Annotated in this window: 22 protein-coding genes; 18 read left to right on the forward strand and 4 right to left on the reverse strand. The window is 46.6% G+C overall.

Annotated features, from left to right (window positions below; genetic code table 11):
• The first annotated feature begins 31 nt into the window (after positions 1-31).
• The 7 genes from efp to ACTRWF_RS02635 all read left to right on the forward strand — a co-directional run bounded on the left by efp (position 32) and on the right by ACTRWF_RS02635 (position 9639).
• Positions 32-601 carry an elongation factor P gene (gene efp, locus ACTRWF_RS02605; RefSeq protein WP_012517224.1) on the forward strand — a complete coding sequence of 190 codons (570 nt, stop codon included), beginning with the start codon at positions 32-34 and terminating at the stop codon, positions 599-601.
• Between the two features lie 102 nt (positions 602-703).
• A complete protein-coding gene (epmA, locus tag ACTRWF_RS02610) occupies positions 704-1672 on the forward strand; it encodes an elongation factor P--(R)-beta-lysine ligase (protein ID WP_287148829.1) in 969 nt (322 codons plus the stop codon).
• A gap of 164 nt (positions 1673-1836) precedes the next feature.
• Positions 1837-4302 carry a TonB-dependent receptor domain-containing protein gene (locus ACTRWF_RS02615; RefSeq protein WP_462835094.1) on the forward strand — a complete coding sequence of 822 codons (2466 nt, stop codon included), beginning with the start codon at positions 1837-1839 and terminating at the stop codon, positions 4300-4302.
• Positions 4303-4408: 106 nt separating this feature from the next.
• Positions 4409-5032: a gamma-glutamylcyclotransferase gene (locus ACTRWF_RS02620; protein WP_462835095.1), complete on the forward strand. Its 624-nt coding sequence runs from the start codon at positions 4409-4411 to the stop codon at positions 5030-5032.
• Between the two features lie 70 nt (positions 5033-5102).
• Positions 5103-5627, forward strand: coding sequence for a GNAT family N-acetyltransferase (locus tag ACTRWF_RS02625; RefSeq protein ID WP_012517228.1), 525 nt, complete (start codon positions 5103-5105; stop codon positions 5625-5627).
• 436 nt (positions 5628-6063) lie between these two features.
• Entirely contained in the window at positions 6064-8409 is a 2346-nt protein-coding gene (locus ACTRWF_RS02630) for a TonB-dependent receptor (protein ID WP_012517229.1), read from the forward strand.
• Complete coding sequence (locus tag ACTRWF_RS02635) at positions 8410-9639, forward strand: dipeptidase (protein WP_012517230.1); 1230 nt, start codon at positions 8410-8412, stop codon at positions 9637-9639.
• Between the two features lie 98 nt (positions 9640-9737).
• On the opposite strand, the gene ACTRWF_RS02640 is transcribed toward ACTRWF_RS02635, so the two are convergent.
• Both ACTRWF_RS02640 and ACTRWF_RS02645 read right to left on the reverse strand, forming a co-directional pair.
• Positions 9738-10346: a peptidylprolyl isomerase gene (locus ACTRWF_RS02640; RefSeq protein ID WP_012517231.1), complete on the reverse strand. Its 609-nt coding sequence runs from the start codon at positions 10344-10346 to the stop codon at positions 9738-9740.
• A gap of 47 nt (positions 10347-10393) precedes the next feature.
• Positions 10394-11626 carry a methyltransferase gene (locus ACTRWF_RS02645; protein WP_012517232.1) on the reverse strand — a complete coding sequence of 411 codons (1233 nt, stop codon included), beginning with the start codon at positions 11624-11626 and terminating at the stop codon, positions 10394-10396.
• A gap of 333 nt (positions 11627-11959) precedes the next feature.
• Between ACTRWF_RS02645 and ACTRWF_RS02650 the strand changes: the two genes are divergently transcribed.
• The 5 genes from ACTRWF_RS02650 to ACTRWF_RS02670 are packed head-to-tail and all read left to right on the forward strand — an operon-like array spanning position 11960 to position 14287.
• Positions 11960-12601 carry an alpha-ketoglutarate-dependent dioxygenase AlkB family protein gene (locus ACTRWF_RS02650; RefSeq protein WP_012517233.1) on the forward strand — a complete coding sequence of 214 codons (642 nt, stop codon included), beginning with the start codon at positions 11960-11962 and terminating at the stop codon, positions 12599-12601.
• A 7-nt stretch (positions 12602-12608) separates the two neighbouring features.
• The gene (locus tag ACTRWF_RS02655; RefSeq protein WP_012517234.1) at positions 12609-12929 is read left to right on the forward strand and encodes a BolA/IbaG family iron-sulfur metabolism protein; all 321 of its coding nucleotides are present in this window, start codon (positions 12609-12611) and stop codon (positions 12927-12929) included.
• 32 nt (positions 12930-12961) lie between these two features.
• Complete coding sequence (locus ACTRWF_RS02660) at positions 12962-13654, forward strand: phosphatase PAP2 family protein (protein ID WP_012517235.1); 693 nt, start codon at positions 12962-12964, stop codon at positions 13652-13654.
• 2 nt (positions 13655-13656) lie between these two features.
• Positions 13657-13944 carry a nucleotidyltransferase family protein gene (locus tag ACTRWF_RS02665; protein WP_250635963.1) on the forward strand — a complete coding sequence of 96 codons (288 nt, stop codon included), beginning with the start codon at positions 13657-13659 and terminating at the stop codon, positions 13942-13944.
• Positions 13886-14287, forward strand: a complete 402-nt coding sequence (locus ACTRWF_RS02670) for a nucleotidyltransferase family protein (protein ID WP_250635964.1) — start codon at positions 13886-13888, stop codon at positions 14285-14287. Before ACTRWF_RS02665 ends, ACTRWF_RS02670 begins: the two co-directional genes overlap by 59 nt.
• Positions 14288-14359: 72 nt before the next feature.
• On the opposite strand, the gene ACTRWF_RS02675 is transcribed toward ACTRWF_RS02670, so the two are convergent.
• Together ACTRWF_RS02675 and ACTRWF_RS02680 are read right to left on the reverse strand one after the other, a co-directional pair.
• Positions 14360-15700 carry a nitrate regulatory protein gene (locus ACTRWF_RS02675; protein WP_015066195.1) on the reverse strand — a complete coding sequence of 447 codons (1341 nt, stop codon included), beginning with the start codon at positions 15698-15700 and terminating at the stop codon, positions 14360-14362.
• Between the two features lie 325 nt (positions 15701-16025).
• Entirely contained in the window at positions 16026-16313 is a 288-nt protein-coding gene (locus ACTRWF_RS02680) for a hypothetical protein (RefSeq protein WP_012517238.1), read from the reverse strand.
• A 405-nt stretch (positions 16314-16718) separates the two neighbouring features.
• On the opposite strand from ACTRWF_RS02680, the gene ACTRWF_RS02685 reads away from it, so the two are divergent.
• From ACTRWF_RS02685 to ACTRWF_RS02710, 6 genes are all read left to right on the forward strand, one after another.
• On the forward strand, positions 16719-18284 hold the full coding sequence (locus ACTRWF_RS02685; RefSeq protein WP_015066196.1) for a SulP family inorganic anion transporter: 1566 nt from the start codon (positions 16719-16721) through the stop codon (positions 18282-18284).
• 327 nt (positions 18285-18611) lie between these two features.
• The gene (nirB, locus tag ACTRWF_RS02690; RefSeq protein WP_015066197.1) at positions 18612-21161 is read left to right on the forward strand and encodes a nitrite reductase large subunit NirB; all 2550 of its coding nucleotides are present in this window, start codon (positions 18612-18614) and stop codon (positions 21159-21161) included.
• A gap of 36 nt (positions 21162-21197) precedes the next feature.
• Positions 21198-21569: a nitrite reductase small subunit NirD gene (nirD, locus tag ACTRWF_RS02695; protein ID WP_015066198.1), complete on the forward strand. Its 372-nt coding sequence runs from the start codon at positions 21198-21200 to the stop codon at positions 21567-21569.
• Positions 21570-21627: 58 nt separating this feature from the next.
• Positions 21628-24456, forward strand: a complete 2829-nt coding sequence (locus ACTRWF_RS02700) for a molybdopterin-dependent oxidoreductase (protein WP_462835096.1) — start codon at positions 21628-21630, stop codon at positions 24454-24456.
• Between the two features lie 36 nt (positions 24457-24492).
• Positions 24493-25434 (forward strand): uroporphyrinogen-III C-methyltransferase, encoded by a 942-nt coding sequence (cobA, locus tag ACTRWF_RS02705; RefSeq protein ID WP_462835097.1) that lies wholly within the window; start codon positions 24493-24495, stop codon positions 25432-25434.
• Positions 25418-26413 carry a glycosyl transferase family protein gene (locus tag ACTRWF_RS02710; RefSeq protein WP_015066201.1) on the forward strand — a complete coding sequence of 332 codons (996 nt, stop codon included), beginning with the start codon at positions 25418-25420 and terminating at the stop codon, positions 26411-26413. Before cobA ends, ACTRWF_RS02710 begins: the two co-directional genes overlap by 17 nt.
• Positions 26414-26538: the final 125 nt, after the last annotated feature.

The raw sequence follows: 26538 nt of genomic DNA on the forward strand, positions 1-26538 counted from the left end.
TTTTTGTACCTTATGTTTAGACAGAGGAATTATGGCTAATTACAGCACTAACGAGTTCAAAGGCGGCCTGAAAATCATGCTGGACGGCGAACCTTGCAACATTCTAGAAAACGAATACGTAAAGCCGGGTAAGGGCCAAGCGTTTAACCGCGTTAAAATCCGTAAGCTTATTTCAGGTAAAGTTTTAGAAAAAACTTTCCGCTCGGGTGAATCAGTAGAAGGCGCTGACGTAATGGATACGGAGCTTGCCTACTTGTACACCGACGGCGAATTCTACCACTTTATGAACAACGATACATTCGAACAAATTGCTGCAGATGAAAAAGCGGTAGGTGAGAATCAAAAGTGGCTAGTAGAAAACGATGTTTGCACCATTACCCTGTGGAATGGTTCACCTATCACAGTAACGCCACCTAACTTTGTTGAGTTAGAAATTACCGAAACCGACCCAGGCCTTAAAGGTGATACGGCGGGTACAGGCGGTAAGCCAGCGACGCTTAGCACTGGCGCGGTAGTTCGTGTTCCACTATTTGTTCAAACCGGTGAAGTTATTCGCGTAGATACTCGCTCTGGCGAGTATGTGTCACGTGTACAAAAGTAAACACTAATATAACTATGTGCCTAGGCACGTAGTGTTTCAGGTTAAAGCCGGTGCCCTTGCGTACCGGCTTTTTATTTTAGCTTCTGAATTTGGGCCGATAATATGCAAAATTGGCAGCCTACCGCGACACATGAAGCACGGGTGGCCCGTGCTGAAATACTTCGCACTATTCGCGAGTTTTTTCACAGAAAAAATGTTTTAGAGGTGGAAACGCCGCTACTTTCAAAGGGAACGGTGACCGACGAACACTTAGATGCATTTGATACCGCGTTTAATTTTGATAGGTCGGGAAAGCCGACGAGGCTTTACCTTCAAACTTCACCTGAATATGCCATGAAGCGTTTGTTGTGTGCCGAAAGTGGCTCGATATATCAAATCTGTAAAGCGTTTCGTCACGAAGGGGAAGGCCGCTGGCACAACCCAGAATTCACTATGCTTGAATGGTATAGAGTGGGCTTCGATCATTTCGCATTAATGGATGAAGTGGATGCTCTGCTGCAAGAAACACTTTCCACGCTTCCGGCAGATACAATGACTTACCAGGATGCGTTTCTTACCTATCTCAACATTGACCCGTTAAGTGCTAGCAATGACGAATTGCTAGGGGCCATGAAACAACAAGGAATAGACATTCATGAGCCAGAAAATCTAAGCTTTGATAGCAAACTGCAACTTCTATTTAGCTATGTTATCGAACCTCAAATTGGCAGTGATAAGCCGTGTTTTATTTACAATTTTCCCGCATCGCAGGCAGCACTGGCCAAGCTTAGCGCTACAGACCCTCGTGTGGCCGAACGCTTTGAAGTGTATTTTAAAGGGGCAGAGCTTGCTAATGGCTTTAACGAACTAAGCGCAGCAAAAGAGCAGCGGGTGCGCTTTGAAAGCGACAATGAAAAGCGCCGTGCCAGCGGGCTTGTTACAAAACCCGTAGACGAAAACTTTTTAAACGCGTTAGAAGTAGGTTTGCCTTTGTGCGCCGGCGTTGCATTAGGGGTGGATAGATTACTGATGCTAAAAACAGGAGCTAATCATATTAACGAAGTAATTAACTTTACCGTTAGCCGCGCTTAAACAGATAGGGAGCGGTGGCGAATTTCCGCTGAAATAATCTCAAAACATGAAAATAAGGCAAACTTATTGTCACTAGCGACTACTGGCGGTTGACATAAGGGCTTACTCCCTTAAAATGTTATAACATCACCAAATGATGTTATAACATCCACCAAGGAATACCCATGAAAATGCGTTCGCTGCTAAGTTTGTCCATAGCAGGGCTATTAAGTGCGCCTGTGTATGCCACAACAGTTACCGGAAAGGTTACCGATACCGCAGGTCAGCCCGTTGCTGGCGCCGAAGTAAAAATAGAAGGTAGCCGCCGCGTGGCTTACACAGATGAAAATGGTGTTTATCGCTTCGACGATGTGAAGCAGCCTCATATTCATTTACACGTCTATTCTTCTAACTTCATACACGGTGATAACGACTTAGGTGATGTAGACACCGATCAAAACGTCGACTTCGTATTAAAGCCAGCATCGGTCGAAAACATTGTTGTAACCGCTAATGCATTACAGTCTTCAGTGCTTGAATCAGTGACCCCTGTTACCGTCATTGGCGCTGAAAAGCTACGCAAAATAGAAGCGCCTACCCTTGGTGAAACTCTAAAAAATGCGCCGGGTGTTCACAGTACCTATTTTGGCCCGGTTTCGAGTAGCCCGGTGATCCGCGGTAACGATGGCCCGCGCGTCAAGATTGTTCAAAACGGACTCGATGTGTCTGACGTATCCCGCGTCGGCCCCGATCACAACGTAGCGACATCCCTTGCCAGTGCTACGCAAGTAGAGGTGCTTCGTGGGCCGGCTACGTTACAGTACGGAAGCGGCGCCATTGGGGGCGTGGTAAACGTAGTCGACAAGCGCATTCCTCAGTATCAATTAGACGGTGTTGAAGGGGAAGCTGAAACCAGCTACAGCACGGTCAATAACGGTTCGTACACCCGTGCTGACGTGACGGGGGGCAGCGACAACATTGTATGGCATGTTGATGGTTTTTATCGCGATACAGATAATGCCGATATTCCAGGCTTTGCCTCTATCGACCCAGACGAAGTTGAACCAAACGGTGAACTTGAAAGCAGTGCCATGGAAACCCGCAATGTTGTTGCCGGTTTATCTTACGTGGCTGAAGAAGGTTACTTTGGCTTTGCCGTAGAACAGCTTGATAATGAGTACGGCGTGCCTGGTCATAGTCATGGGCACGAAGACGAACATGACGAACACGATGAAGAGCGTGACGAGCTTGATGGCAATCATGAAGATGAAGATCATGAAGGCGAAGAGGGCGTGCTACTTGATGTAGACATGACCCGTTATCAAGCTGCAGGTGAATGGCATTCACCTATACAAGGTTTGACTAACCTTAAATTTGCCGCTGCCTACACAGATTACCAGCATGCTGAAATAGAAGACGGTGAGCCAGGTACTGTATTTACAAATGAGTCGAGTGATATTCGCTTGTCTGCTTATCACGAAGAAGTTAACGGCTGGCACGGCGTACTTGGTGTGCAGTTTAACTACAGTGATTATAACGCTGTAGGCGAAGAAGCGTTTACGCCGGGTAATTCAACATCAAGTTATGCACTTTATGTGATTGAGCAGAAAAATGTGGGTGATGTAACTTTCGAGCTAGGCGGCCGTTTAGAGCGCACAACGCTAGACGCTGAAGCCAGTGAAATTGAGTTGGAAGTACTTCACGAAGCGCATGAAGGGGAAGAGCACGACGAAGATCACGAGGGCGAAGAACATGAGGAGCATGCTGTAGCCTTTACCTTCCCAGATTACGACTTTACCAGCGTGTCGCTTTCCGCAGGGGCCAACTGGGAATATCAAGAAGGTCACTCAATTGCAGTTACGCTTTCACGCAGCGAACGCGCCCCAAGTCAGCAAGAGCTTTTCTCTGCTGGTCAGCATTTGGCTACCCAAAGCTATGAAGTGGGTTTAGTCTTCGATATGGACGATGAAGGGCATATTGAAGAAACCCTCAAAGGCGTAAAGGAAGAAGTGAGTACGAATCTAGATCTAACCTTCCGCAAGTTTACGGGCGATTGGGGTTACAGCGTGTCGTTCTTCTACAATCAAGCAGACGACTACATTTATCAAACCAGTAAAGGGCTAATCGCGCTAACCGAGCATGAAGAGCACGACGAAGATGAAGCTGTAGAAGAAGAGCATGATGAGCACGGCAATGAAGAAGGTTTGCCGGTATATTACTTCCAACAGGCTGATGCTGATATCTGGGGTTTTGAAGCAGAAACCTATGTAGATTTAAGCGATTCGTTGCGCCTTACCGTGTTCGGTGACTACATTCGCGCAGAAGTGGAAGACGATAACCTTCCGCGTACACCACCTATGCGTTTTGGTAGTGAATTAAGCTACGTAAACGACGGGTTAAGCGCCGATGTAGGTTTCACATGGTATGACGAGCAAAATAACGTTGCGTCGTTTGAAACGACCACCGACGGCTACACCTTAGTAAACGCTAGCGTGCAATACGAATTTGCTACACAAAACATAGACTGGGTAGTATTCGCCCGTGGTGATAACCTAACCGATGAGGAAGCGCGAGTGCATACGTCTTTCTTAAAAGACCAGGCACCGCTTCCGGGTAGAAACTTTACTATGGGTGTGAGAGCGTTGTTTTAATTAAACAACCTTCACACAAGTAAACGAAGGCGGTGTATTGCACACCGCCTTTTGCGTTTCTACAATAGGGAGAATGTAACCCCGCGGCTGTGACACAGAGGTAACAATGAATGAACTAACCCAGTGGCTAAACGTTCAAACTGAAAAGCACATGGTTTTAGGTTACGGAAGCTTACTAAGCAAATGCAGCAGAGAGCGCTATTCCAATATTTTCACCGAAGGTGTGCCGGTCACGGTAGCCGGGTTTGAACGAGCTTGGGTTACGCGCAGCTTGCAAGAGCAGCAAACCTACGTGGGCGCGGTAGCTAATGCGCATAGCAAGCTCAATGCACAGCTAATACCCACCCAAATAAATCCAGCCTTGCAAGAGAGGGAAAAGGACTACCGGTTTGTAGAAGTAAGCCCGCAAGACCTCGACTTTCACTTACATAACCAAAGCGCATACGTACCACCTAGTGAGCGCTTATCTCAATTCACTTTTTGGATTTGTGAAACCCTTGCCTGTGAGCCTGCAAATGATACGTTTCCCGTTCACCAAACGTATATCGATACCTGTATGGCTGGTTGCTTAGAGCACGGAGGGCAAGCGGAGGCCGAGCGTTTTGTAGCCCACACTTCCCTTTGGGGGCACCCTAGAGTGAATGACAGAGCCAGCCCTAAGTATCCCCGGGCGGCGTTAGTAAATAGTGAAGATACAGCTCATATAGACCGTTTGCTCGCGAAGCGGTAGCGCCTGCGCTATTGTTCTAAAGGCTTTATATTAAAGCATAACTCGACCCACATGTAATAACAGGATTAGCGTGAACACAGCCCTTCCAATATTTACCACCGACAGAATTACCTTGCGCCCGCTTACCTTTGACGACCAGCACTGGGTACTTGCACTTCAGCAAGATGCGTTATGGCTTAAATATATTGGCAGCAAGAACGTAAATAGCCTTGATGATGCATGCGACTATATTGGTAAGACGAATGCTCAGCGAGAAGAGTGGGGCTACGGACTGTTAGCCGTGGAAGATAACGACGCTAGACGGCCGCTTGGCGTATGCGGTCTTTTTAACCGCTTCTCTTTTGAATGCCCTGATTTGGGTTTTGCCATGTTACCGGATGCTCGGGGCAAGGGAGTGTGCTTAGAGGCATGTGAGCGCGTAATTGCCTGGTCTGCCTTACAAGGCTACAGCTTTTTAACTGCGATGACGCACCCCGAAAATAGGGCATCACAGAACCTGCTGTTGCGCTTAGGGTTTGAAAAGCAGGGGTTGTACTTTGACAAAGCGTTTCCTCATCAATACCTGTATAGGTTAGAAATAACTTCACATATCTAGCGCTATTATGTTCAGCGCTTACCTGCATTACGGTTCAAAGCTTAAACCTTAAACCTTAAACCTAGTCTTTAATCGCTAAAAGGCCTCACCGTTTCAACATTCCTTTAATGATTCGTTTGTCTTAACCAGAACGCTATTGCTTATTTATACTTTCGTCTAATTTGGTGCATTGCTGTCAAAATGGGTGCTTTTCAACGATCTCTTTGCCATTTAAATGTTACTTGTACGTTAACAGTTCAGCCTCTTCTACTACGGTATTTCCCCTGGTTGAGTCATTCGTCTCTGATTAAAGGTAATTCGTCAAAATTTCTCGCCCCTCTTTGCGCAATGGTATGCCTGTTGAACAACAGGTAGTAAACGCACCGCAAATGGAAATGCGCAGAATAAAAAACAGGGTCGCCAAGTCGATATAAAACCTAATAAGAAGACCGCAGCTATGACAATAAAAAGTACACATACAACATTCAAATGCACATTGTTAGCAGGAATAATAAGCCAAGCGCTTATCCCTACCTACGCTAATTCTCAAGAGAGGACTAGTGAACAGCAAGTCGAAACAGAAGAAAAAATAGTTGTCACAGGACGTCGTGTAACCCAAACCGATATTGCAATTGGAACTGACGAAGCCACCAATACACTTGCGGTGAGTCGCGAGGAGTTGCTTTCAGCACCTTCGGGCATTTCCGGCCTGAAAATGCTAGAGAGTTTACCTGGCTTTAACGTTCAAACTGATGGTGCACTTGGCCTTTATGAGTTTGGTAACTCGGTACAAGTGCGAGCTTTCCAGCTCAGTCAAATGGGATTTGTTCTTGATGGTATTCCAATGGGACGCTCTGATGCATTTGGAGGAAGCCCTATATTCCGATACGTTGATAATGAGAATTTAGGGGCTGTCATTGCCTCACCTGGCGCGGGAGATGTCTCTGCACCAACTTACGCATCGCTCGGTCCGATTGCGCAATACAATACGGTGCGGCCTTCGGATGAAATGGGAGGTATGGTCGCAGTTACTGCTGGCGATTTTGATTTACAGCGTACCTTCGTCAAGCTGGAAACCGGCGACATCGATGGTTTTAAAGCGTATGTAAGTCGCTCGAAAACCGATTCTGACTTATGGCGGGGTCCAGGTACTATCGACAGAGAGCATATTGAAGCAAAAGCGCTTTATGAATTTGGCAGTAGCTATATTCAAGCTACTTACGTAGCAAATGACTTTTTCGACTACGATTCACCTTCTGCACCAGCCTCTGTTTTTGAAGATGACTATTACTACAGCTACCTAGACAGTATTCCCGAAGGATGTATCGAACCTCAACCTGAGGTTTATGACTTCAATGGTGACGGTACTATTGATGACACTGACTTTACGCCGGTATTTACAGGTTCTAATTGTACAAGCTATTACGAAGATAGAATTAATATACGAGACGATAAACTTTATTCTCTTGGGTTTGGCACCTACTTAACCGATGATATTCAACTTGAAGCTACGGCGTATTATGAAGATAAAAATGGTTACGGTGTATCGCCTGATAGCTATTCTAATACGTTGAGTATTTATACTGACCAAGCAGCAGCGGGGTTAGATGTGGTTCACCCTAGGGGCGTGCAATACGGCCTATCTACTGTAGGTGGTGAGCGAGAGGGGCTCGTGGGAAGCGTCACTTGGTTTGTTGGTGAGCACAAATTCGAGGCGGGTGGCTGGGTAGAAGAAGACACCTACAATAGAACACAGGCGCGTTTGAATAAAACCGGCGGCAGTGCGGACGGTGACGTTATTTACGACGAAGTAGCTTATTACCGAAGGAATTACACTGCCGTTCGTGATACTACACAGTTATTTATTAAAGATAACTTTGCCATGATGAACGATGACTTGTTGCTAGAAGTCGGGTTTAAGTCGCTGTCTATCGACTATTCACTAGACGGGTACAGAGACTATAACGATTACGAAATAGATGGCGAACTTGGTTATGGACCGCAGTCTATTGAGGCTGAATACACTGATAACTTTCTGCCAATGGTTGGCGCGGTTTATCGTTTAAATGAATCGGATCAGCTATTCGCTTCGTTCGCGCAAAACTTTGCACTGCCGGCAGGAACGGACGATATCTTTGACAATGCTGTTGGGTTTGACGTTGAAGCTCCGCAAGGAGAGGAAGCCGACAACTATGAGCTCGGATTTAGAACCAACCGAGAGCATTACAACGGTGCGGTCGCGCTATTTTATACCCAGTTTGATAATCGACTAATTGCCAGTAGCGTGATTAATCCAGCAACAGGCCAACCAGAAACCTTTTATGTTAACGCCGGTGCATCTAAAGCCTACGGCATCGAATTTAGCGGAGTTTTTCAACCCGAAATGTTCGACAGAAAGCTCTATTTCAATGCAAATATATCGTATAAGAAAGCCGAACTAGAAGACGGGTTTGCAGGTAATCCAGCCGGCAGCCAATTACCTGATAGCCCTGAATGGTTAATGACCGGCGGTATTACCTATGAACCTACCGAATGGCTAGTTGCGAATTTCTCTGCCAAATATACAGACATTCGATATACAGACTTTAACGAGACCTATGAGTTAGAGAGCTACCTGGTTGCTCAGGCTTACGTAGATATTGGTGGTCCTAACAATTTTGGTATGCCCGAGAATATTCGATTGCGGTTTAACGTTGATAATGTATTCGATAAAGAAGTTATGTCTTTCGGCTTCACCGGTTCCTCGTTTGGTCGCCCACTTAGCCCACGTACTTTCCAAGCAACATTAACGGTGGATTTCTAAATGCGGTACGTAAATGGTAAAACAGTAAGCGCTTTAGCACTCTCTTTAGCTTTAACAAGTGCCTATTCTAATGCGGAGTCAGTAAAGGCAAGCGATATTCATGACTCTATGGTCGTCATGGATACGCACCTAGATACGCCAGCGCTGCTCGTACAGCCCGGTTTTAATATTATGCATGCGCATAATGTTGAGGATGACTTTTCCCAAGTGGATGTTCCAAGAATGGAAAGCGGCGGATTAGACGGCGGGTTCTGGGTTATTTACACGCCACAGGGCCCAGTTACAGTAGAGGGGTTTAAATCTGCACGCGACACAGCGATTCTTCGTGCTATGGCTATTCATAAAATGGTCGAAGCCAACCCGGATACATTTACTCTTGCCACTGATCCAAAAGACGCCAAAGCTATCGCTGATAATGATAAGAAAATTGTTTATATCAGTATGGAAAATGCTTACCCGCTGGGGGAAGACCTCAGCTTGTTAGATACTTTCTATAAAATGGGGCTTAGGATGGTTGGTCCCGTTCATTTTAAGAATAACCAATTTGGCGATAGTTCCACTGATCCTAATGGCCAGCAATACGGAGGGCTTTCTCCACTTGGAGAAAAGCTTGTAAAGAAAGCTAACGAACTGGGTATAATTTTGGATGGCTCGCATGCTCACGACGACTTACTCGAAGACATGATACGGCTGTCGAAAACGCCTGTCATCCTGTCGCATTCGGGCACGAAAGCCGTCTATGATCATCCGAGAAACATCAATGATGAACTACTAAAAAAGTTGGTCGCAAGTGGCGGTGTTATCCATGTCAACGCCTATGGCTCTTACTTAACAGAATTGCCAAGCGACCCCAAACGCAAGAAAGCGTATGGGGAATTATTTAAGCAAATGGGGAACATTGCTGAAATGACGCCAGAGCAAGTGGCTGCGCTAAAGCAAAAACGTAAGCAAATTGATATGGAGCACCCTGCTGTTCGTGCAACCTTTGACGATTATATGGCTCACTTTCTTCATATTTTAAAAGTTGCTGGGCCTAAACATACTGGGGTGGGTGCAGATTGGGATGGCGGCGGCGGTGTGGAGCGCATGATGGATGTTGCCGCTTTACCGCTGATAACAGAGAGGCTTCTAGCCGAAGGCTACACCAAAGAAGACTTGCAAGATATTTGGGGTAACAACGTGTTGCGGTTGTTAACTCAGGCACAAGAATACGCCCAGTCGCTAAAATGACATCTACCTAAACCTTGAAGCAATGTGTCCGTTTTCGCCAGAAAAGGACACATTGATATCTAAATCGAAAAAGGGTGGTTAAATCGAAGAAAGATGTACTAAAGCGGCGGCAGAACCGTCATTTTTTTAATGACAATAGGTTCAATAGGCACATTATTCGCGTTCAAGCGAAGTGAGTACTCAGTTTCCACCTCTGACATGGCATCTACAATATCTTCGCCTTCCACAATCACGCCAAATACCGCGTAGCCCCAGTCTCTGCCCGGGTTTAAGCTGCTGTTGTCGTTCACATTAAAGAAAAACTGTCGGTTTGCGGTATGTGGGTCACCTTGTCGTGCCATCGCAATGGTGTGTAGATCGTTAGTTAAACCGTTACCTGACTCATTAAAGATATCGGGGAAGTTTGATTTGCCGTCGAAGTCTGCGGTATAGCCGCCGCCCTGTACAACAAAGCCGGGCACAATGCGATGGAAAATAGTGTCTTCATAGGCGCGTTTATCTACGTAGCGAAGAAAGTTATTTACCGTAATAGGCGCACGTCTTCTGTCGAGTTCAACCACAATATCGCCCATGGTAGTTTCAATTTTTACCCGAGGATAGTAGTTATCTGGCTGAACCTGTGAACCGTCATCTTTCTTTGCCAAAACCGCTGAACTGCTGCCTAGCAGCGCGATGGCGGTAAGAAGTGGTAAAAGTATTTTTTTCATAAAAATGCCTTTAAATATATTCCGTATTACGCGTTTTTTAAGCGTGCTTATCGTTTAGCAGTGCCTAAGATAACGAACTTTTTGTCACTCGCAAGTACCTTTGCGCCACCAAACAGTTTTTTAAGCTTAATGTGATACTCAAGGTGTCTATTCCCAACCACAACCAAATGCCCGCTTTTGACAAGCAGGTCGCGAGAGTCGGTAAACATCTGCCACGCGATATGATCGGTAATCGCGTTTTGCTGATGAAACGGTGGGTTACACAAAATTTTAGTAACAGCAGGTTTATTTTCTCGGTTTAAGAGTGTCTCTAAGCAATTACTTGCGACAAACTCACACTGTTCGATTTTATCGGGGAAGTTGTTAAGTACATTAAGTCTGGCACTTTCTAACGCCATATATGACTCATCTACAAAAATCACCTTGGCATCTGGGGCAAGAGAGAGTGCGTTAACACCCAGTACGCCGTTGCCGCACCCTAAGTCTACCACTACGTCGTTGGCACTGACCGTCATGTGCTCCAGCATAATGCGTGCACCGATATCTAGCGACTGGCGTGCAAACGTATTGGCAAGGTTGTCTATAATAAGCGCAGCGCCCATGGTGCTTTTACACTGCCACCGCGTTGGGTAGGGCGATGTCGCCTGTTTTAACGAGTCTCTTGGTGTGGCAAAAATAAGTCGTGACTTTTTCTTCGCCAGAGATGTCGTCGTCGGGCCAATGTATTTTTCGAAAAGGTTAAGTGCCGATTTCGTGATCGCCTTGACCTTGCCCGTCGCGATAACCTGGGTTTCAGGCGTAATATAGGCTTGTAAATCAATAAGCTGTTGTTCAAGTAAAGCAAGCGCTCGAGGCACTTTTATGACTACCACGGCCGGTGCACATGCAGGCTTAAAACTAGCGCTCTCAACGCTGGTTAATGTTTTAACCGGTGACGTTTTTAGTTCTTGTGTACACGAGCCTTCAGAAGCGCGTATCAAGGAATTTGCTTTTAAATTCTCGTGCAACGAACGCAAAGATATATAGGAATCGGAAACCCAATAAGGGGCTAAATGTGAAAACCAACAGCCTAATGCGCCGAAATCGTCGTTAAAGATCATTAGCGACGGCGTACTTTCATTATCGCCGATAGACAGCTCATTCTCACTCAAAAGAGACTCTAGATGCTCTATCACCAGTTCATCAGCACTGTCCCATGCTTGAAGGCTCACATGCTGGTGCTTTTCAGGGTAGCGAATAAGCGAGAGTTGACGGTCGGCAAATATAAATTCTGTATTCATTGGGGTCTGTTGCAAAGGAAAGGCTCACGACATTCGCTATTGACGAATGCGCCATTAGGTTAGAGATTTACTGTCTATCTTACCATACCCAAAATAAGGCTCTACTTAATAACGCCTTATAATGAAATATCCTGGCCGTCTTTTTTAATTCCGCTTGTAGACCGAGTATTTAACTGGCCACTAAATCAAACCACAATGTCACGCAGCCCGTAATGAAGACTACGCTAAGAAATAGCGAAAAATAAATTATCACCGCGGCGGCCAATATTGGAGTTTGTATAATAAGCGGGAGCAACCCCTCACAATTACCACAATGGAATTAAACGAATAGACATGCAATTTTCTCTCTTTGAGACACCTGATGAAGAAAGTGTGCCTTACCAGCTTCCGCTGACTGAGGCAGATGTTCGGTATTTTCCTAACGCATTGTCGAAGAATGATGCTGACGCTTTCTTCGAACGGCTAAAAACCGAATTACCCTGGAGACAAGATACTCTTCGGTTGTTTGGTAAACAGGTGAAAATTCCCCGTCTTCAAAGCTGGCATGGCGACCCTGAGTGCACCTATACCTATTCAAACCTTACTATGCCACCTAACCCATGGACATCAAGCCTCGCGTTAATTAAAGCCCGTTGTGAAGCGTTATGCTCGCCCAACTACGGTACAAAATTTAACAGTGTACTCGCTAACTGGTATCGCGACGGGCAAGATAGCATGAGTTTTCACTCTGATAATGAACCAGAGTTAGGTACGAACCCAGTGATTGCTTCGGTAACGCTAGGTGAGGCTAGGCCTTTTGTTTTAAAACACAAAGAAACAAAAGAAAAATATACCCAAATACTCGAACACGGTAGTGTGTTGATTATGGCTGGGGCAACGCAAAGTCATTATGTGCACGGGATTGCGAAGACGGCTAAGCCTATCGGTGGTAGAATTAATCTTACTTTTCGACACCTTATTCAAAGAGCAAGGTAAGCCAACCATGCAAGTAAAAACGTTTCTTGAATCAACGATTAAAGCAGCACTAAACCCGAGCTACCTCGAAGTGGTGGATGAGAGCTTCATGCACAATGTGCCCGACGGCGCGCAGAGCCACTTTAAAGTAACCGTAGTAAGCGACGCGTTCGAAGGCAAACGCCTTATTGCTCGCCACAGAGAAATAAATGGTCTTGCCGCAGAAGCGTTACAGGGGCCTGTACATGCTCTTGCACTGCATACTTATACACCCGCAGAGTGGGAAGCCCGTGGCGGAGAGTCTTTGGCTTCTCCTAATTGTTTAGGCGGCAGTAAACACGACAAGTAACGCTTTTTATCGTAATAAATGGAAGTAAATAAATGAAAAGCAGCGATACAAAAAACAATGGGGCGCTCGCCTCTTACGTGAACATTATTAAAGCCCCAGCAATTCAAGTACTGCTAATGGGCACCGGCTTTTTACTTATGATGTTATTTGTTTATATGGGCGTAATGACCTCATTCGACAATACATTATTTACGACACTGAGCGCGCTTGGCGATGTACATGGATGGAAGAACGATGTGTTAAGAGATGTTACCGCCCTTGGCAGTAACACCGTGCTTATATTTGTTGCTGCAGCGGTAGCAGGGGCATTGGCCTTGGCGGGGGAAAAGAAAAAATCACTGACTTTTATTCTCGCGGTAGCGGCAGGCATAGCGATGACTTTTTTACTTAAAGCGGGAATTGATAGGCCACGTCCGTCATTAACCATGCAACACGTTGATGTGTATACCCAAAGCTTTCCTTCGGCCCACGCTACGCTGTCGACGTTGGTTTATTTCTATATTGCGCACTTGCTTACATACTTCACACAAAACACATCAGTGCGGACATGGATTTACTTCACCGCCGCTTTTTTGGTGTTTTGCATTGGCTTAAGCCGCGTTTTGTTGGGTGTGCATTGGCCTAGTGACATCATCGCGGGGTGGTTTGCAGGGGGCAGCATGGCGTCGTTTTGTTTTTACGTAATAAAGTGGAAACGTAAGCTGCGTATTAAAAAAGAAGGCTAAGTGTGGTGCTAAACCAGGCGCTTAGTAAAATAATACACCGCGACCCTTTCAGAATGGATTGCCTTCGCGCACTAAGCGCACTTAATTTACCACAAGGCTATTTGGGTGCGGGGTTTGTGCGAAATGCCATTTGGGATGATTTACACAATAAGGCTAGACCTACGCCACTTAATGATATTGATGTGGTTTACTTTAGCGATGAAATTACCGTGCCGCAGAGCAAGGTTAGCGTTGAGAACACCATCGAATCGCTTTCTCAGCCAGGCGTCCAGGCCGGGCGTCTTATCTGAAGCTAAGGCACAGGAGAAAGCGTTTGAACATGAGCTTGCCCGTTTTGTGCCGAATGCCAACTGGCAGGTAAAAAACCAAGCGCGTATGCATTTGGCTCACGGGCACGCGCCCTATAAAAGCTGCAGTGAGGCCATTTCATATTGGATAGAGCGGGAGACCTGTGTAGCGGTGCGCCTTTTAGCAAATGACGATGTAGATATACTGGCGCCATTTGGCTTGGAAGCAAACTTCGCCGGCACGATAAGTATTAACCCCAAATACCCTAGACCTGATGTTTTTGAGCAACGCGTTGTGTCTAAAAGTTGGCCTAAGGTTTGGCCTTTGTTGAAGGTCGTGTTATAGCAACAGAAGTGCAGCAAATGGCATGTATATTCAGCTATTTTGGCTAATCACTAAAGCAAAAATGGGCTTAAGCTACTTTCTCACTGCACTTTTTGTAGCAATACTAACTATCTTAGCGGCAATGGCCGCTATGGTGGTATTTTCGCTCATGGCTTGTTTTTGCAATCGTCGGTAGGCGTTATTCTCACTTAAGCCAAACTGCTCCATTACCACCAGTTTTGCTCGACTTATCAGCTTTTGATCTTGTATTGCCCGCTTGGCTTCTTCAAGTTCGCGGCCCATGTCTTCGATATGTTGTGCTTGTGAACGCAGTAAATCATAAAAAGAGCGGTGGGCAGATAAGGTTTTGGTTTGCTCATTAAGTGGCAGCGTTTTAAGCTCGTCGTCTTTACTATCTTCCGCTAAGCCCGGCATGCTGGGGTCGAACAATAGGGTGAGTGGCGAGCCATCGGTGGCGTGTTCATCGTTGAAGCGTTTAAGCAACTGTTGATGATTGGCCATTTCATTTTTTGCGTCGGCCACTTTAGTATTGGCTTGATGCAAAAGGGCTTCCGTGAGCGCGACTTCAATGGCCTGCATGGCATCCATGCGACGTGTCGCTACATCAAACCAAACTTCTGATATCTCACCAGCAATTGGGCTGCCGTCACCAAGTTGCGCAATCATGTTTCTAAGCTGCGCGATATCGATAGCGGCAGGGCTTTTATTTAACGTATCCAAGGCGTCTTTGTGTGCTTTACAGCTAAACTCACAGAAAATATTGAAGTGATGTTCTTGGGCTTGCTGAAGGGCAGCAAGCTTTTCGCATAAACGCGCATCAAAATGGGTTTCTGCAAAACCAATCGCCCCCCAAGCCCGTTCTTGCCCTGCGTATTCCTTCGCCTGCATAAAGTTGAATAACGCCACTAGCAATCTAGTAATAGTTGGGTCGCTTGCAATATCCGCCGCTTCAAAAATAACGGTAAGTAAACTGGCGACTAAACGGCTGTACGCGCGTGTCGATTCCAGTGGCGTTAGCTTCTGCTTACTCACTTGTTCTCTTAATCGAGGTAGGTAGTCTGTGGCCTGCATTGCAAGCGTAATGCTACTCAATAAACGCGGGTTGCCCGTGGTGATCTCATCAGTCAGGTAGAGGGATTTTAACTGGCTTTTTAGCGTTGACTCTGCGTGTTCACTAGCAGCAACATATTGCATCCGCTCTGAGCTGTATCGCTCGGCGTTTGACGCGAGAAAGATATTGCTGGCACCCCGTTCCTTTTGAAGTTCATGAATAAGTTCTCGCACTGCAATAACAATGCGGCAGTTACTCGATAACTGTTCAAGTACCGTAATCTCAGCGTGTTTAGCTGCAAGTAAAAAGCGCTTAGTCGCGTCGCTACACAGTGTAATGGTCGGTTCGGATTCATGAAGCATAAGGAAACTACTTTAGCTAAAAATAGAGATAACGCGTTAAGCCAAGCAACACTTATGCCCTGTTTATAATGCAGGGATGCCATGAAGGTTCAGTGGCGTTAAGTTCTTTCAGCGCCAATAAGAATAAAGGGCTGGGAGCCACGAAGGGTTTGACCATGGTTCGACATAAAGGGGGCGAGGGTGTGGCTGTTGCCTTATTTGTGTAGCGAGAAGTGAAAGGTTGCGCCAAATTGGTGCAACCTGGTGTTGGCGTTTTCGGGGCTGTTTATACGTACAACACAGCAAAACGCTGAAACTTTGGGATTTTTCTTAATGTGGTTGTCTCTTAGTTTCTTACTACCCGAAGAAACCACCCTACAAATAAGGAAATGAGAAAGCCAAAGAACGCAATCATGGTTGTGATAGTAAGCATTTGCCCTGAGAAGTCAGCGTTTTCTCCGGTGTGCTCGCTCACTAGCATGCCCGACGCTTGGAAGATAAACAGGGCGGCAACGGAAAACAATAAAATAACGGCGGTCGACATAATGGTCGCTTTCCAATAAGCCTTTGGTGACATCCAATGAATAGCGCCTGCCACCAACACGCACAAAATAGTAAGAATATAAGGTACCACTTTAACTCCTCGTTGAATAAGGCACTAGCCTTAAAGCGATGTCTCATCACCATGCTCGACTTAGTTCCAACCGTGAGCGCTGACGGACAACATGAATAAAATACCGTAATACGATGCCATGGACGGCGCCATTTGTCAGCAAAGGCGAGAAAATTAAGCGATATGAAAACGCTCAAAAACAGGGTTCTATCAACATAAAAAATTTGGGCAGCAACAAACTGGTGGCGGAAAGCGGAAAGACTTTACGGATTAAGGTTTGTCTTAGTAACAATCTATTAAAAGATTTTAAGCCCTAATGGTGATAGAATCGCCGAAAAATTCTCCTACTTGCATGGTGTGCTGCTCAATCTAGCGGTTTACGCCACGGTGGGTTGTTGTGTTTAACATCTTAGCTTCTGAGAGAACATGTTCGATTTAATTACCAGTAAAGACAGCAACGTTAAAAACGACGTGCTATCGGGTATTACCGTGGCGCTTGCCTTGGTACCTGAGGCCGTAGCATTTGCATTTGTAGCCGGCGTAGAACCAATGATTGGTCTTTATGCGGCTTTCATGATGGGCTTGATCACTTCTGCTATTGGCGGTCGCCCGGGTATGATTTCTGGCGCTACCGGCGCTATGGCCGTGGTGATGGTGGCACTGGTTGCCCAGCACGGCGTACAGTACTTGTTCGCTGCGGTTATCTTGGCCGGTTTGCTGCAAATAATGTGCGGTATATTCAAGCTCGGCAAGTTTATTCGACTGGTGCCATACCCGGTAATGCTGGGCTTCGTAAACGGTTTGGCCATCGTTATTTTCTTGGCTCAGCTAGGTCAATTTAAAGTGACCAATGCGGCAGGTGAACTTCAGTGGATGGAAGGTACGCTGCTATATTGGATGCTAGGGCTTGTGGCGTTAACCATGGCCATTATTTACTTGCTTCCTAAGCTAACTAAAGCTGTACCTGCTTCGCTTGTGGCCATTGTTACGGTAACGGCATTAGTGCACGGCCTTGACCTAGAAGCCCGTACGGTTATCGACTTTGTTCGTGACTTGCTGCCTGCAGACCAGCGCGACGCCGCTACTCTAGCCGGTGAATTGCCAAGCTTTGCTATTCCTATGGTGCCGTTTACCTGGGAAACTGTGATGATTGTTCTACCTACGTCTGTGATCCTTTGCTTAGTAGGGCTTATTGAATCGCTACTCACGCTTTCCTTGATTGATGAAATGACCGATACCCGTGGTCGCGGTAACAAAGAATGCGTGGGCCAAGGTGTTGCGAATACCGTTAACGGTTTCTTCGGCGGTATGGGCGGTTGCGCCATGATTGGTCAAAGCATGATTAATATTAACTCTGGTGGTCGTGGTCGCCTGTCAGGCATCACCGCGGCGTTAGTACTGTTGGGCTTTATTTTATTCGCCGCCCCGCTTATTGAAATGATCCCGCTAGCCGCCCTTGTTGGGGTTATGTTTGTGGTAGTAATCGCTACTTTTGAATGGGCGTCATTTAGAATTGTTCGCGGCGTTAACAAAGAAGATGCCTTTGTATTATTCTTGGTCACCGGCGTTACGGTTATTGCTGACCTTGCGATAGCGGTTGTGGTAGGGGTTATCGTTTCCGCGCTGGTGTTTGCATGGAAACACGCCCGTCATATTGAAGCGAAATCGCATATCGATAACGACGGCTGGAAAGTGTATGAGCTAGACGGCCCACTGTTCTTTGGTTCGGTATCTCACTTTAAAGATTTGTTTGATATTGCCAACGATCCTAATGATATCGTTATTGATTTTAAAGATTCTCGCATTTGGGATTCGTCAGGTATTGATGCGCTGGACACCCTTGCTGACAAGTATGAAGAGCAAGGTAAGAAGCTGCACATTCGCCACATTAGCGATGAGTGTCGTTCACTACTTCGCAAGGCAGACAAGTTTGTTGAGATAAACGTGGTAGAAGACCCTCGTTATCGCGTAGCGACAGACAAACTGGCATAAATCTTTAACATTAAGTAATGCACCAAGTGAACACAGGTTTGCGTTTGTTTGGTGCAGCTTAGAAATAAAAATATTGCCTTTTTTATCTTAAATCTATTAAAAACAGCGTGTTACACGGTTGGCACTGAATTTGGATATTATTAAACGTAAAGTGTGTTTTAGTGATTTGTGTCAATCGCTGAAAATTGTGTGATTTATAACACTCCGTAAAATGTGTTAGCTAGAATATGCTGAACTTAAGTGTCAGTACTAGCAAAATAGGCAACGAAGCCCGCATCAACGAAAGTTGAAGCGGGCTTTTTTTTGTCCCGAAAAAAGGGGAATATCATGACTTCATTGGACTCAAAAACGCAAATTGTCGTCGTAGGCAACGGCATGGTGGGGCACCATTTTGTTGAGCAGCTTCATCAAAGCGACGCCAATGTAGAAATAACCGTCTTATGCGGCGAGTCTCGCCTCGCGTACGACCGCGTTTACTTATCTTCGTTTTTTAGTGGCGCAAGTGCTGATGATTTAGCGCTTACCACCCCAGCACAGTATGCCCAGTGGGGCGTAAGTGTAGTGACCAATGCGTTGGTGACCGATATAGACCGTGACAACAAAAAAGTGACGACGTCAGAGGGGCAGGTATTTAGTTACGATAAACTTGTGCTTGCTACCGGCTCATATCCTTTCGTGCCGCCTATTCCCGGTAACGAGCAAGAGCACTGTTTGGTCTACCGTACCATCGATGACTTGCTTGCCATTGAGGCCTCGGCGGCGGTAAGTAGCGTGGGGGTGGTTGTCGGCGGCGGCCTGTTAGGCTTAGAAGCGGCGAACGCACTTAAGCAAGCCGGCCTTGATACTCATGTCGTCGAGTTCGCGCCACAGCTAATGGCGGTTCAACTTGACCAAGCCGGTGGTAAAGTCCTTAAAGATAAAATTGAAGATTTGGGCGTGACTGTTCATACCCAAAAAGCGACACAAAGCATTGAAGCGGGAAATACCTGTCGCTATAAAATGGTGTTCGCCGATGGCACCGAACTTGAAACCGACATGATCCTTTTTTCTGCGGGTATTCGCCCTTCGGATCAGCTTGGTAGGAAGTCAGCACTAACACTTGGCGAGCGCGGCGGTATTGTTATTGATAACCACTGTGTGACGTCTGATCCGAATATATACGCCGTAGGCGAGTGCGCGCTATGGGACAACAAAATTTTCGGCCTTGTCGCCCCCGGCTATACTATGGCTCGCACCGCGGTAAGTCATCTAACCGGTGGTGATGCAGAGTTTTCAGGTGCCGATATGAGCACCAAGTTGAAGCTTATGGGGGTTGAGGTTGGCTCCATTGGTGATGCGCACGAACGTACTGAAGGGGCATTGAGTTATACCTACTTAAACCAGCCTGAAGGCGTTTACAAAAAGCTTGTTGTTGATAGTGAACAAAAGAAAGTGCTGGGCGCGGTACTGGTTGGTGACACAAGCGATTACGATACGTTATTGCAGTATGCGCTTAACGCTATCGACCTTCCTGAGCATCCTGAAAGCCTTATTCTTCCGTCGTCGGATGCCGCTCCTGCTCTTGGCGCCGATGCGTTACCCGACACCGCGTCTATTTGTTCCTGCCTGAATGTAACAAAAGGCGATATTGTTTCAGCCATTGAAGGTGGCTGCTGTAGCGTAGCTGATGTGAAAGGTGAAACCAAAGCCAGTACAGGCTGTGGTGGCTGTGCAGCGCTACTTAAAAACGTGGTGGACAGCGAGCTTGAAAAACGCGGCGTTGAAGTTTCAAAAGCCATTTGTGAGCACTTTAACTATACACGTCAAGAGCTCTTTCACATTGTAAAAGTAAACGATATTCGCACGTTTGATGACCTGCTAGAGCAGCATGGTGAAGGTTTAGGTTGCGAGATTTGTAAGCCCGCAGTGGGCTCTATTTTGGCATCAGTTTATAACGACTACATTCTAAAATCGGCCCACCTACCGTTACAAGATACTAACGATATCTACCTTGGCAACATGCAAAAAGACGGGACTTATTCCGTTGTGCCACGGGTACCGGGCGGAGAAATCACGCCAGAGAAATTGATTTTGTTAGGTGAAGTGGCGAAAGAGTACAACCTGTACACCAAAATAACCGGTGGGCAGCGTATCGATTTATTCGGCGCGCGTGTTGAACACCTTCCTGACATCTGGGAGAAGCTAGTAGCGGGGGGATTTGAAACCGGTCATGCGTATGCGAAAGCACTGCGCACTGTGAAGTCGTGCGTGGGAAGTACTTGGTGTCGCTATGGCGTACAAGACTCAGTTGGTACCGCTATCGATTTAGAAAATCGCTATAAAGGCTTACGTGCACCGCACAAAATCAAATTTGCTGTATCAGGCTGTACCCGTGAATGTGCTGAGGCCCAAAGTAAAGACATTGGTGTTATTGCCACTGAGCAGGGCTGGAACTTGTATGTATGCGGTAACGGCGGTATGAAGCCCCGCCATGCCGACTTGTTTGCCACCGACTTAGATACCGAAACCCTTATCAAATATATCGACCGCGTGTTGATGTTCTATGTGAAGACTGCCGATCGCCTTCAGCGTACTTCAGTGTGGATGGATAACCTAGAAGGCGGCTTAGCTTATCTTCAAGATGTGGTGATAAACGACGCCTTGGGCATTAACGACGAGCTAGAAGCGCAAATGGATACCGTGGTTGACGCGTATCAATGTGAGTGGAAAACCACTATCGAAGACCCTGAAGCGCGCAAGCGTTTCCGTCAGTTTGTAAACAGTAATGCAGGCGATACCAATATTCAGTTTGTTTCAGAGCGCGGCCAGGTTCGCCCTGCAACAGAAGCTGAAAAAGTGGCAGGGAAAGACCAGTTTATTCCAGTCGCTATGGTATAGCGATTTAGTTATTAAAGAGCTTAGGAGGAACATTTGATGTCAGCAGCGCCAAATCTTTTAGCTTCAGGACAAGATATTCAGCAATGGCACCTAGTGTGCGAAACACGGGACTTAGTAAAAAATAGCGGCGTTTGCGCCCTGGTAGAGTCTCGGCAAATCGCGATTTTTTGTTTATGTATCAAAGGGGAAACCCAGGTTTTTGCGATAAGTAATTACGACCCCATTGGCAAGGCCAACGTGCTATATCGCGGGCTTTTGGGGTCAATTGGCGGCGCCCCGGTAGTTGCGTCTCCTTTATACAAGGAGCATTACTTTTTAGAAAGCGGGCTATGTAAGGAACACGATGATATATCGGTTACCACTTACCCGGTGAAAGTAGAAGGTGAAAAGGTTTTCATTGGCATTTAAGCGGTACGCTGCACACAGAAGGCGTTGACAAAGCAGAGAAAACGAAAAAGGTAATGATATGAATATGGCTACTCCACAACCCGATATTATGTCTGAACAGTTAAGACAAACAACATGCCCTTATTGCGGCGTGGGTTGTGGCGTAGATATCAGTTGCAACGCAAGTATGCGTGCCGTAACCCTGGACACTGTTAAGGGCACGCCCGAGCATCCCGCCAATTTTGGTAGATTGTGCGTTAAAGGAACAAACCTGCTTGAAACGAACGGCCTTAATGGGCGTTTGCTTCACCCAACCATGGCAGGTAAATCGGTGGATTGGGACACGGCCACCGATGTGATTGCGGATAAGATCGCCTCTACTATTGCGCAGTATGGCGCGGATGCCGTTGCTTTTTACGTGTCAGGTCAACTACTGACCGAAGACTATTACATTGCCAACAAATTAATGAAAGGCTACATCGGCAGTGCCAATATTGATACTAACTCACGCCTTTGCATGTCGTCAGCCGTGGCTGCCTACAAGCGTGCATTTGGCGAAGACGTGGTGCCATGCGATTACGCAGATTTAGAAAGCACTGACTTACTTGTTATAACAGGGAGTAACACGGCGTGGGCACATCCTGTACTCTTTCAGCGTATTCAGCGTGCAAAGCTTAAAAACCCGCACATGAAGGTGGTGGTCATAGACCCACGCAAAACCGAAACCTGTACCATTGCCGACCTTCACCTAGCAATAAAACCCGGCAGTGATGTGGCACTCTTCAATGGCCTGCTACGCTTTGCTAATAAGCAGGAAAGGATAGACAAGGCAAGCGTTGGAAGGTTTGCCGACGGTTTAGATGAAGCCTTAGAAAGTGCGAGCGCGTCGACGCTTAGCGAAGTCGCCAAGATTTGCGATGTCGACGCTAGCAGCGTGAAAACCTTTTATGAGATTTTTTGTGAAGCGACTCGGGCTATTACCTTCTATTCAATGGGGGTGAACCAATCGTCAGCAGGCGTAGATAAAGCGCAAGCCATTATAAACTGCCATTTAGCCACCGATTTAATTGCAAAAGAAGGCTGCGGGCCTTTCTCAATTACGGGCCAGCCGAATGCCATGGGAGGCCGTGAAGTAGGCGGGTTAGCAAATATGCTTGCCGCACATATGGACCTTGAAAACCTTGAGCATATCAACGCAGTAAAAACATACTGGAACGCGCCAGTTATGCCTAAAGGGCAGGGGCTTAAAGCTGTTGACCTCTTTAACGCCATTGAAAGGGGGGAAGTAAAATTCGTTTGGATAATGGGCACTAACCCTGTAGTAAGTATGCCCAACCGCGGTCAAGTCGAGCGCGCACTATCAAAGTGCGACATGGTGGTGGTGTCTGACATCGTTGAATCTAACGACACATTGAAATACGCCCACATTGCCCTTCCGGCAACGGGATGGTCTGAAAAGGATGGAACGGTGACCAATTCAGAGCGCCGTGTATCACGTCAGCGGGGTATCTTGCCTCCGCCAGGCTGTGCAAAACACGATTGGCAAATTATGTGTGACGTAGCGGCTAAAATGGGCTTTGCTGAGGCATTTAATTTTACCCATCCATCGCAAATTTTTTGCGAATACGCAGGGTTAACCGGTTATCAAAATAATGGGCAACGCCAGCTGGACCTATCGCCTTTACAAAATATTACTCAGGCGCAATATGACGCCATGTCGCCTTTACAGTGGCCATTTACAACATCTGATGAGTTGCAAGGTATGCAAGGGCTTAACAGCAAGCGACCCTTTGCCGATAAACAGTTCTCTACGCCTAACGGTAAAGCCAAGCTTATTCCTGTTGTATTTAAAGCACCACAGCAACAAACGTCGAAGCTGTTCCCGTTTGTGGTAAACAGTGGGCGCGCCAGAGATCAATGGCATACCATGACTCGTACCGGCAAAGCAGCAAAGTTGCTAGCCCATACGTCTAATGCCAGCGTGCATGTAAGCCCTCATGATGCTAAAACGCTAGGCGCGAGGAATAAAGACTACGTGGCTTTGCATAGTGCGGCATGTGTAGATGCCCCGGTTATCTATCCCGTTAAAATCGATGAAGACATGCGCAAAGGAGAAGTCTTCATTCCTATCCATTGGTCTGCTCAGTACGGCTCACACTGCAAGTTGGGGGCACTTTACGCCAGTGCGGTAGACCCTATTTCAGGTCAACCCGAGTTAAAGCACGCTGCCGTTGCTATAGAACCTGTACGCTTTACCACCTACGGCAAAGTTTTCGTTGCATCAATAGTGCAAAACGCGCAGCCCAGTGAATTTAACTTTCTCGATGAAGTCGCACTGCAGCATGCTTGCGACTATTGGACGAAAACGCCCATTGAAGGTGCAGTATTGCCAGCGAATACAAACCTGTCTGGTGATGCGTCAACGGTATTTAATATTGCATCGAACAAGGGCCGCCGAGCATTCACACAAGACGTGTTACCTCTGTTACCACAAAACACTGTGTTATTGCAGTTTCATCATCACACCTACTCAGTATGTATAGCCCTTGTAGACGATAAGCTTTGCTTTGCGGCGTTTTTAGGTGATGAGCCAGAGCAGGAAGCCGCAGTAGACGCTAACGTTGGATGGTCAGTGCCTAATGCTTGGGTTGCCAGTCTGCTGAATACCTCTATTAGCCTTGAAACCCAGCGCAAGTTATTACGCACTCAAGTAGACGAGGCGTTTTTAAATGGCGATGTAGTGTGTAGTTGCTTCGAGGTGCGCGAGAAAACAATTAGTGACGCTATAGAGGGCGGTTGCTCCTCGGTAACGGAACTTGGAAAAAAGCTAAAATGCGGTACGAACTGTGGATCGTGTAAGCCTGCACTATCACAACGAATTAATCAGCACGCATTGATAGGTGCTTAAGTTATCTACATTCACATTATTTAGGAGCGTTTATCCATGTCATTAGCATCTAGCTGGTCGTTACCTTTGTTACGCACCTTTTTTAAAGCCCGCGGAGCCAACCTTAGCGTAGCTAAACGCAATACCCAGCACATAATCAAGAGCAATTCGACGGCGTCGCGTTTTTTGAGCCGATTTTCAACGCTTTCTCAGCGTAACGCTGGAAAGCGCGGCCAAGTATTTATTGTAGGCGCAGGCCCAGGAGATGCCGAGTTACTTACATTAAAGGCGCTTCGCCTCTTACAACAGGCAGACATAGTGCTGTTCGATGCCTTAGTGAGCGAAGATATACTGGCGTTAATCCCTCAAGCAGTGGCGAAAGAATATGTGGGTAAACGCTGTAAAAAGCACAGCTTCACCCAAGATGCTATTTGTAAGCGCGTAGTTGAACTCGCAGGCATGGGGCGCACCGTCGTGCGTTTAAAAGGGGGCGACCCAGCGCTATTTGCAAGAACCTGCGAAGAAACTGATGCATTAACCAAAGCGGAAATTCCTTTCGCTATCGTGCCTGGTATTACCGCTGCATCGGGCGTATCTGCCTATACCGGAATACCCCTTACCGACAGGCGCTGCGCCCAATCGGTAAGCTTTATGACGGCCCACTTTAAAGATGCAGACCAATGGCCAGAAATGGCGTCAATGGCACAAAGCGTATTGAAACACACCATGGTGGTTTACATGGGGCTAAGTCGCCTAGAAGGGCTTTGCCGTGGGCTGGTTAATCACAACGTGCCACGCGCATGGCCTGTAGCAGCCATAGAAAATGCGACCACCCCTGGGCAGCGCATGATTACAGGAACGCTGGCTGATATACATAGTAAAGTAAACGCAGCGAATTTAACGGGCCCGACGTTACTTATATTTGGAAAAGTGGTAGAGTCTCGTCAACAGGTTAATACACTTCTACTACATTCATCCGAGCATGCAGCAACCATTTAGCGAATACATAAAAATAATTGGTAAGGGTCAGAAAGGAGGGCGCAGCCTAACCCGAGAAGAGGCCTACCATGCCATGAAAATGGTGTTGGCTAATGAAGTGACAGGCGATCAGCGCGGCGCTTTTCTCATGCTGCTGCGCACGCGAGAAGAAACCCCAGAAGAAGTCATTGGTTTTGTCGATGCCTGTAGAGAGTTAATCGAGCCCGAGGTGAAAACACTTACGCCTACCTTAGATATAGGGTGTTATGCAGGTAAACGCCGTCAACTACCTTGGTATTTATTGGCCGTGGCCATATTGGCAAGAAACGGGTATTCAGTTATGCTTCACGGTGCCCACGAGCCAGGTTCTGGTCGCCTTTACGCGAGTATCGCTTTACCCAAACTTGGCTTACCCGAAGTTAATAGTATTGCTCAGGCAAAACAGCAGTTGACTGAAAAGGGTGTCACTTACCTTGATTTGTCTTATCTTCTTCCCGCTTTGGACACTATTATTAAATTACGAGACGTCTTTGGATTACGATCGTGTGCTAATACTCTCGCTAGACTATTGAACCCTACAGCTGCCAAATTTTGTGTTCAAGGGGTTTATCACATGCACCTTGACCATAAACACTGCCGCGTAAACGAAAACTATCCTTCGATTGATGCGCTCTGCTTTCGCGGTGATGGAGGTGATCCAGAAGTTAACGGTGAAAGAGAAACTGAGCTTTTTATTACCCGAAACGGGAAAACCGAAGAAGTTATAATGCCTGTGCTCGCTGATAAATGGGCGCTCAAAGACAAAGATATGAAGGTTGACGACATGCTTGACGTCTGGGCAGGTAAAGCAAATAGCCTTTATGGTGAGCAGGCTATCCTAAGTACATTAGCTAGCTATCTAGTACTTCTTAAAAATTGTGCCGTTACCGATGCCCTTACCCAAGCAAGGCAGCTTTGGGCTGAGCGCGATAAACAATCCCTGCCTTTTTTATTTTCTTAAATTTTTAATGCTCTTCAAATCCTCTGCTATCTTTAGTCAAGACCAAAAAAATTAGCCTATTGTTTCAAAATGACTGCTCTTACCGAGGCATGCTACGGGCATGCCTGTAGTGGTGATTTGCCTGT

It is taken from the genome of Alteromonas sp. G5_S2_22_S1, from assembly GCF_054968525.1.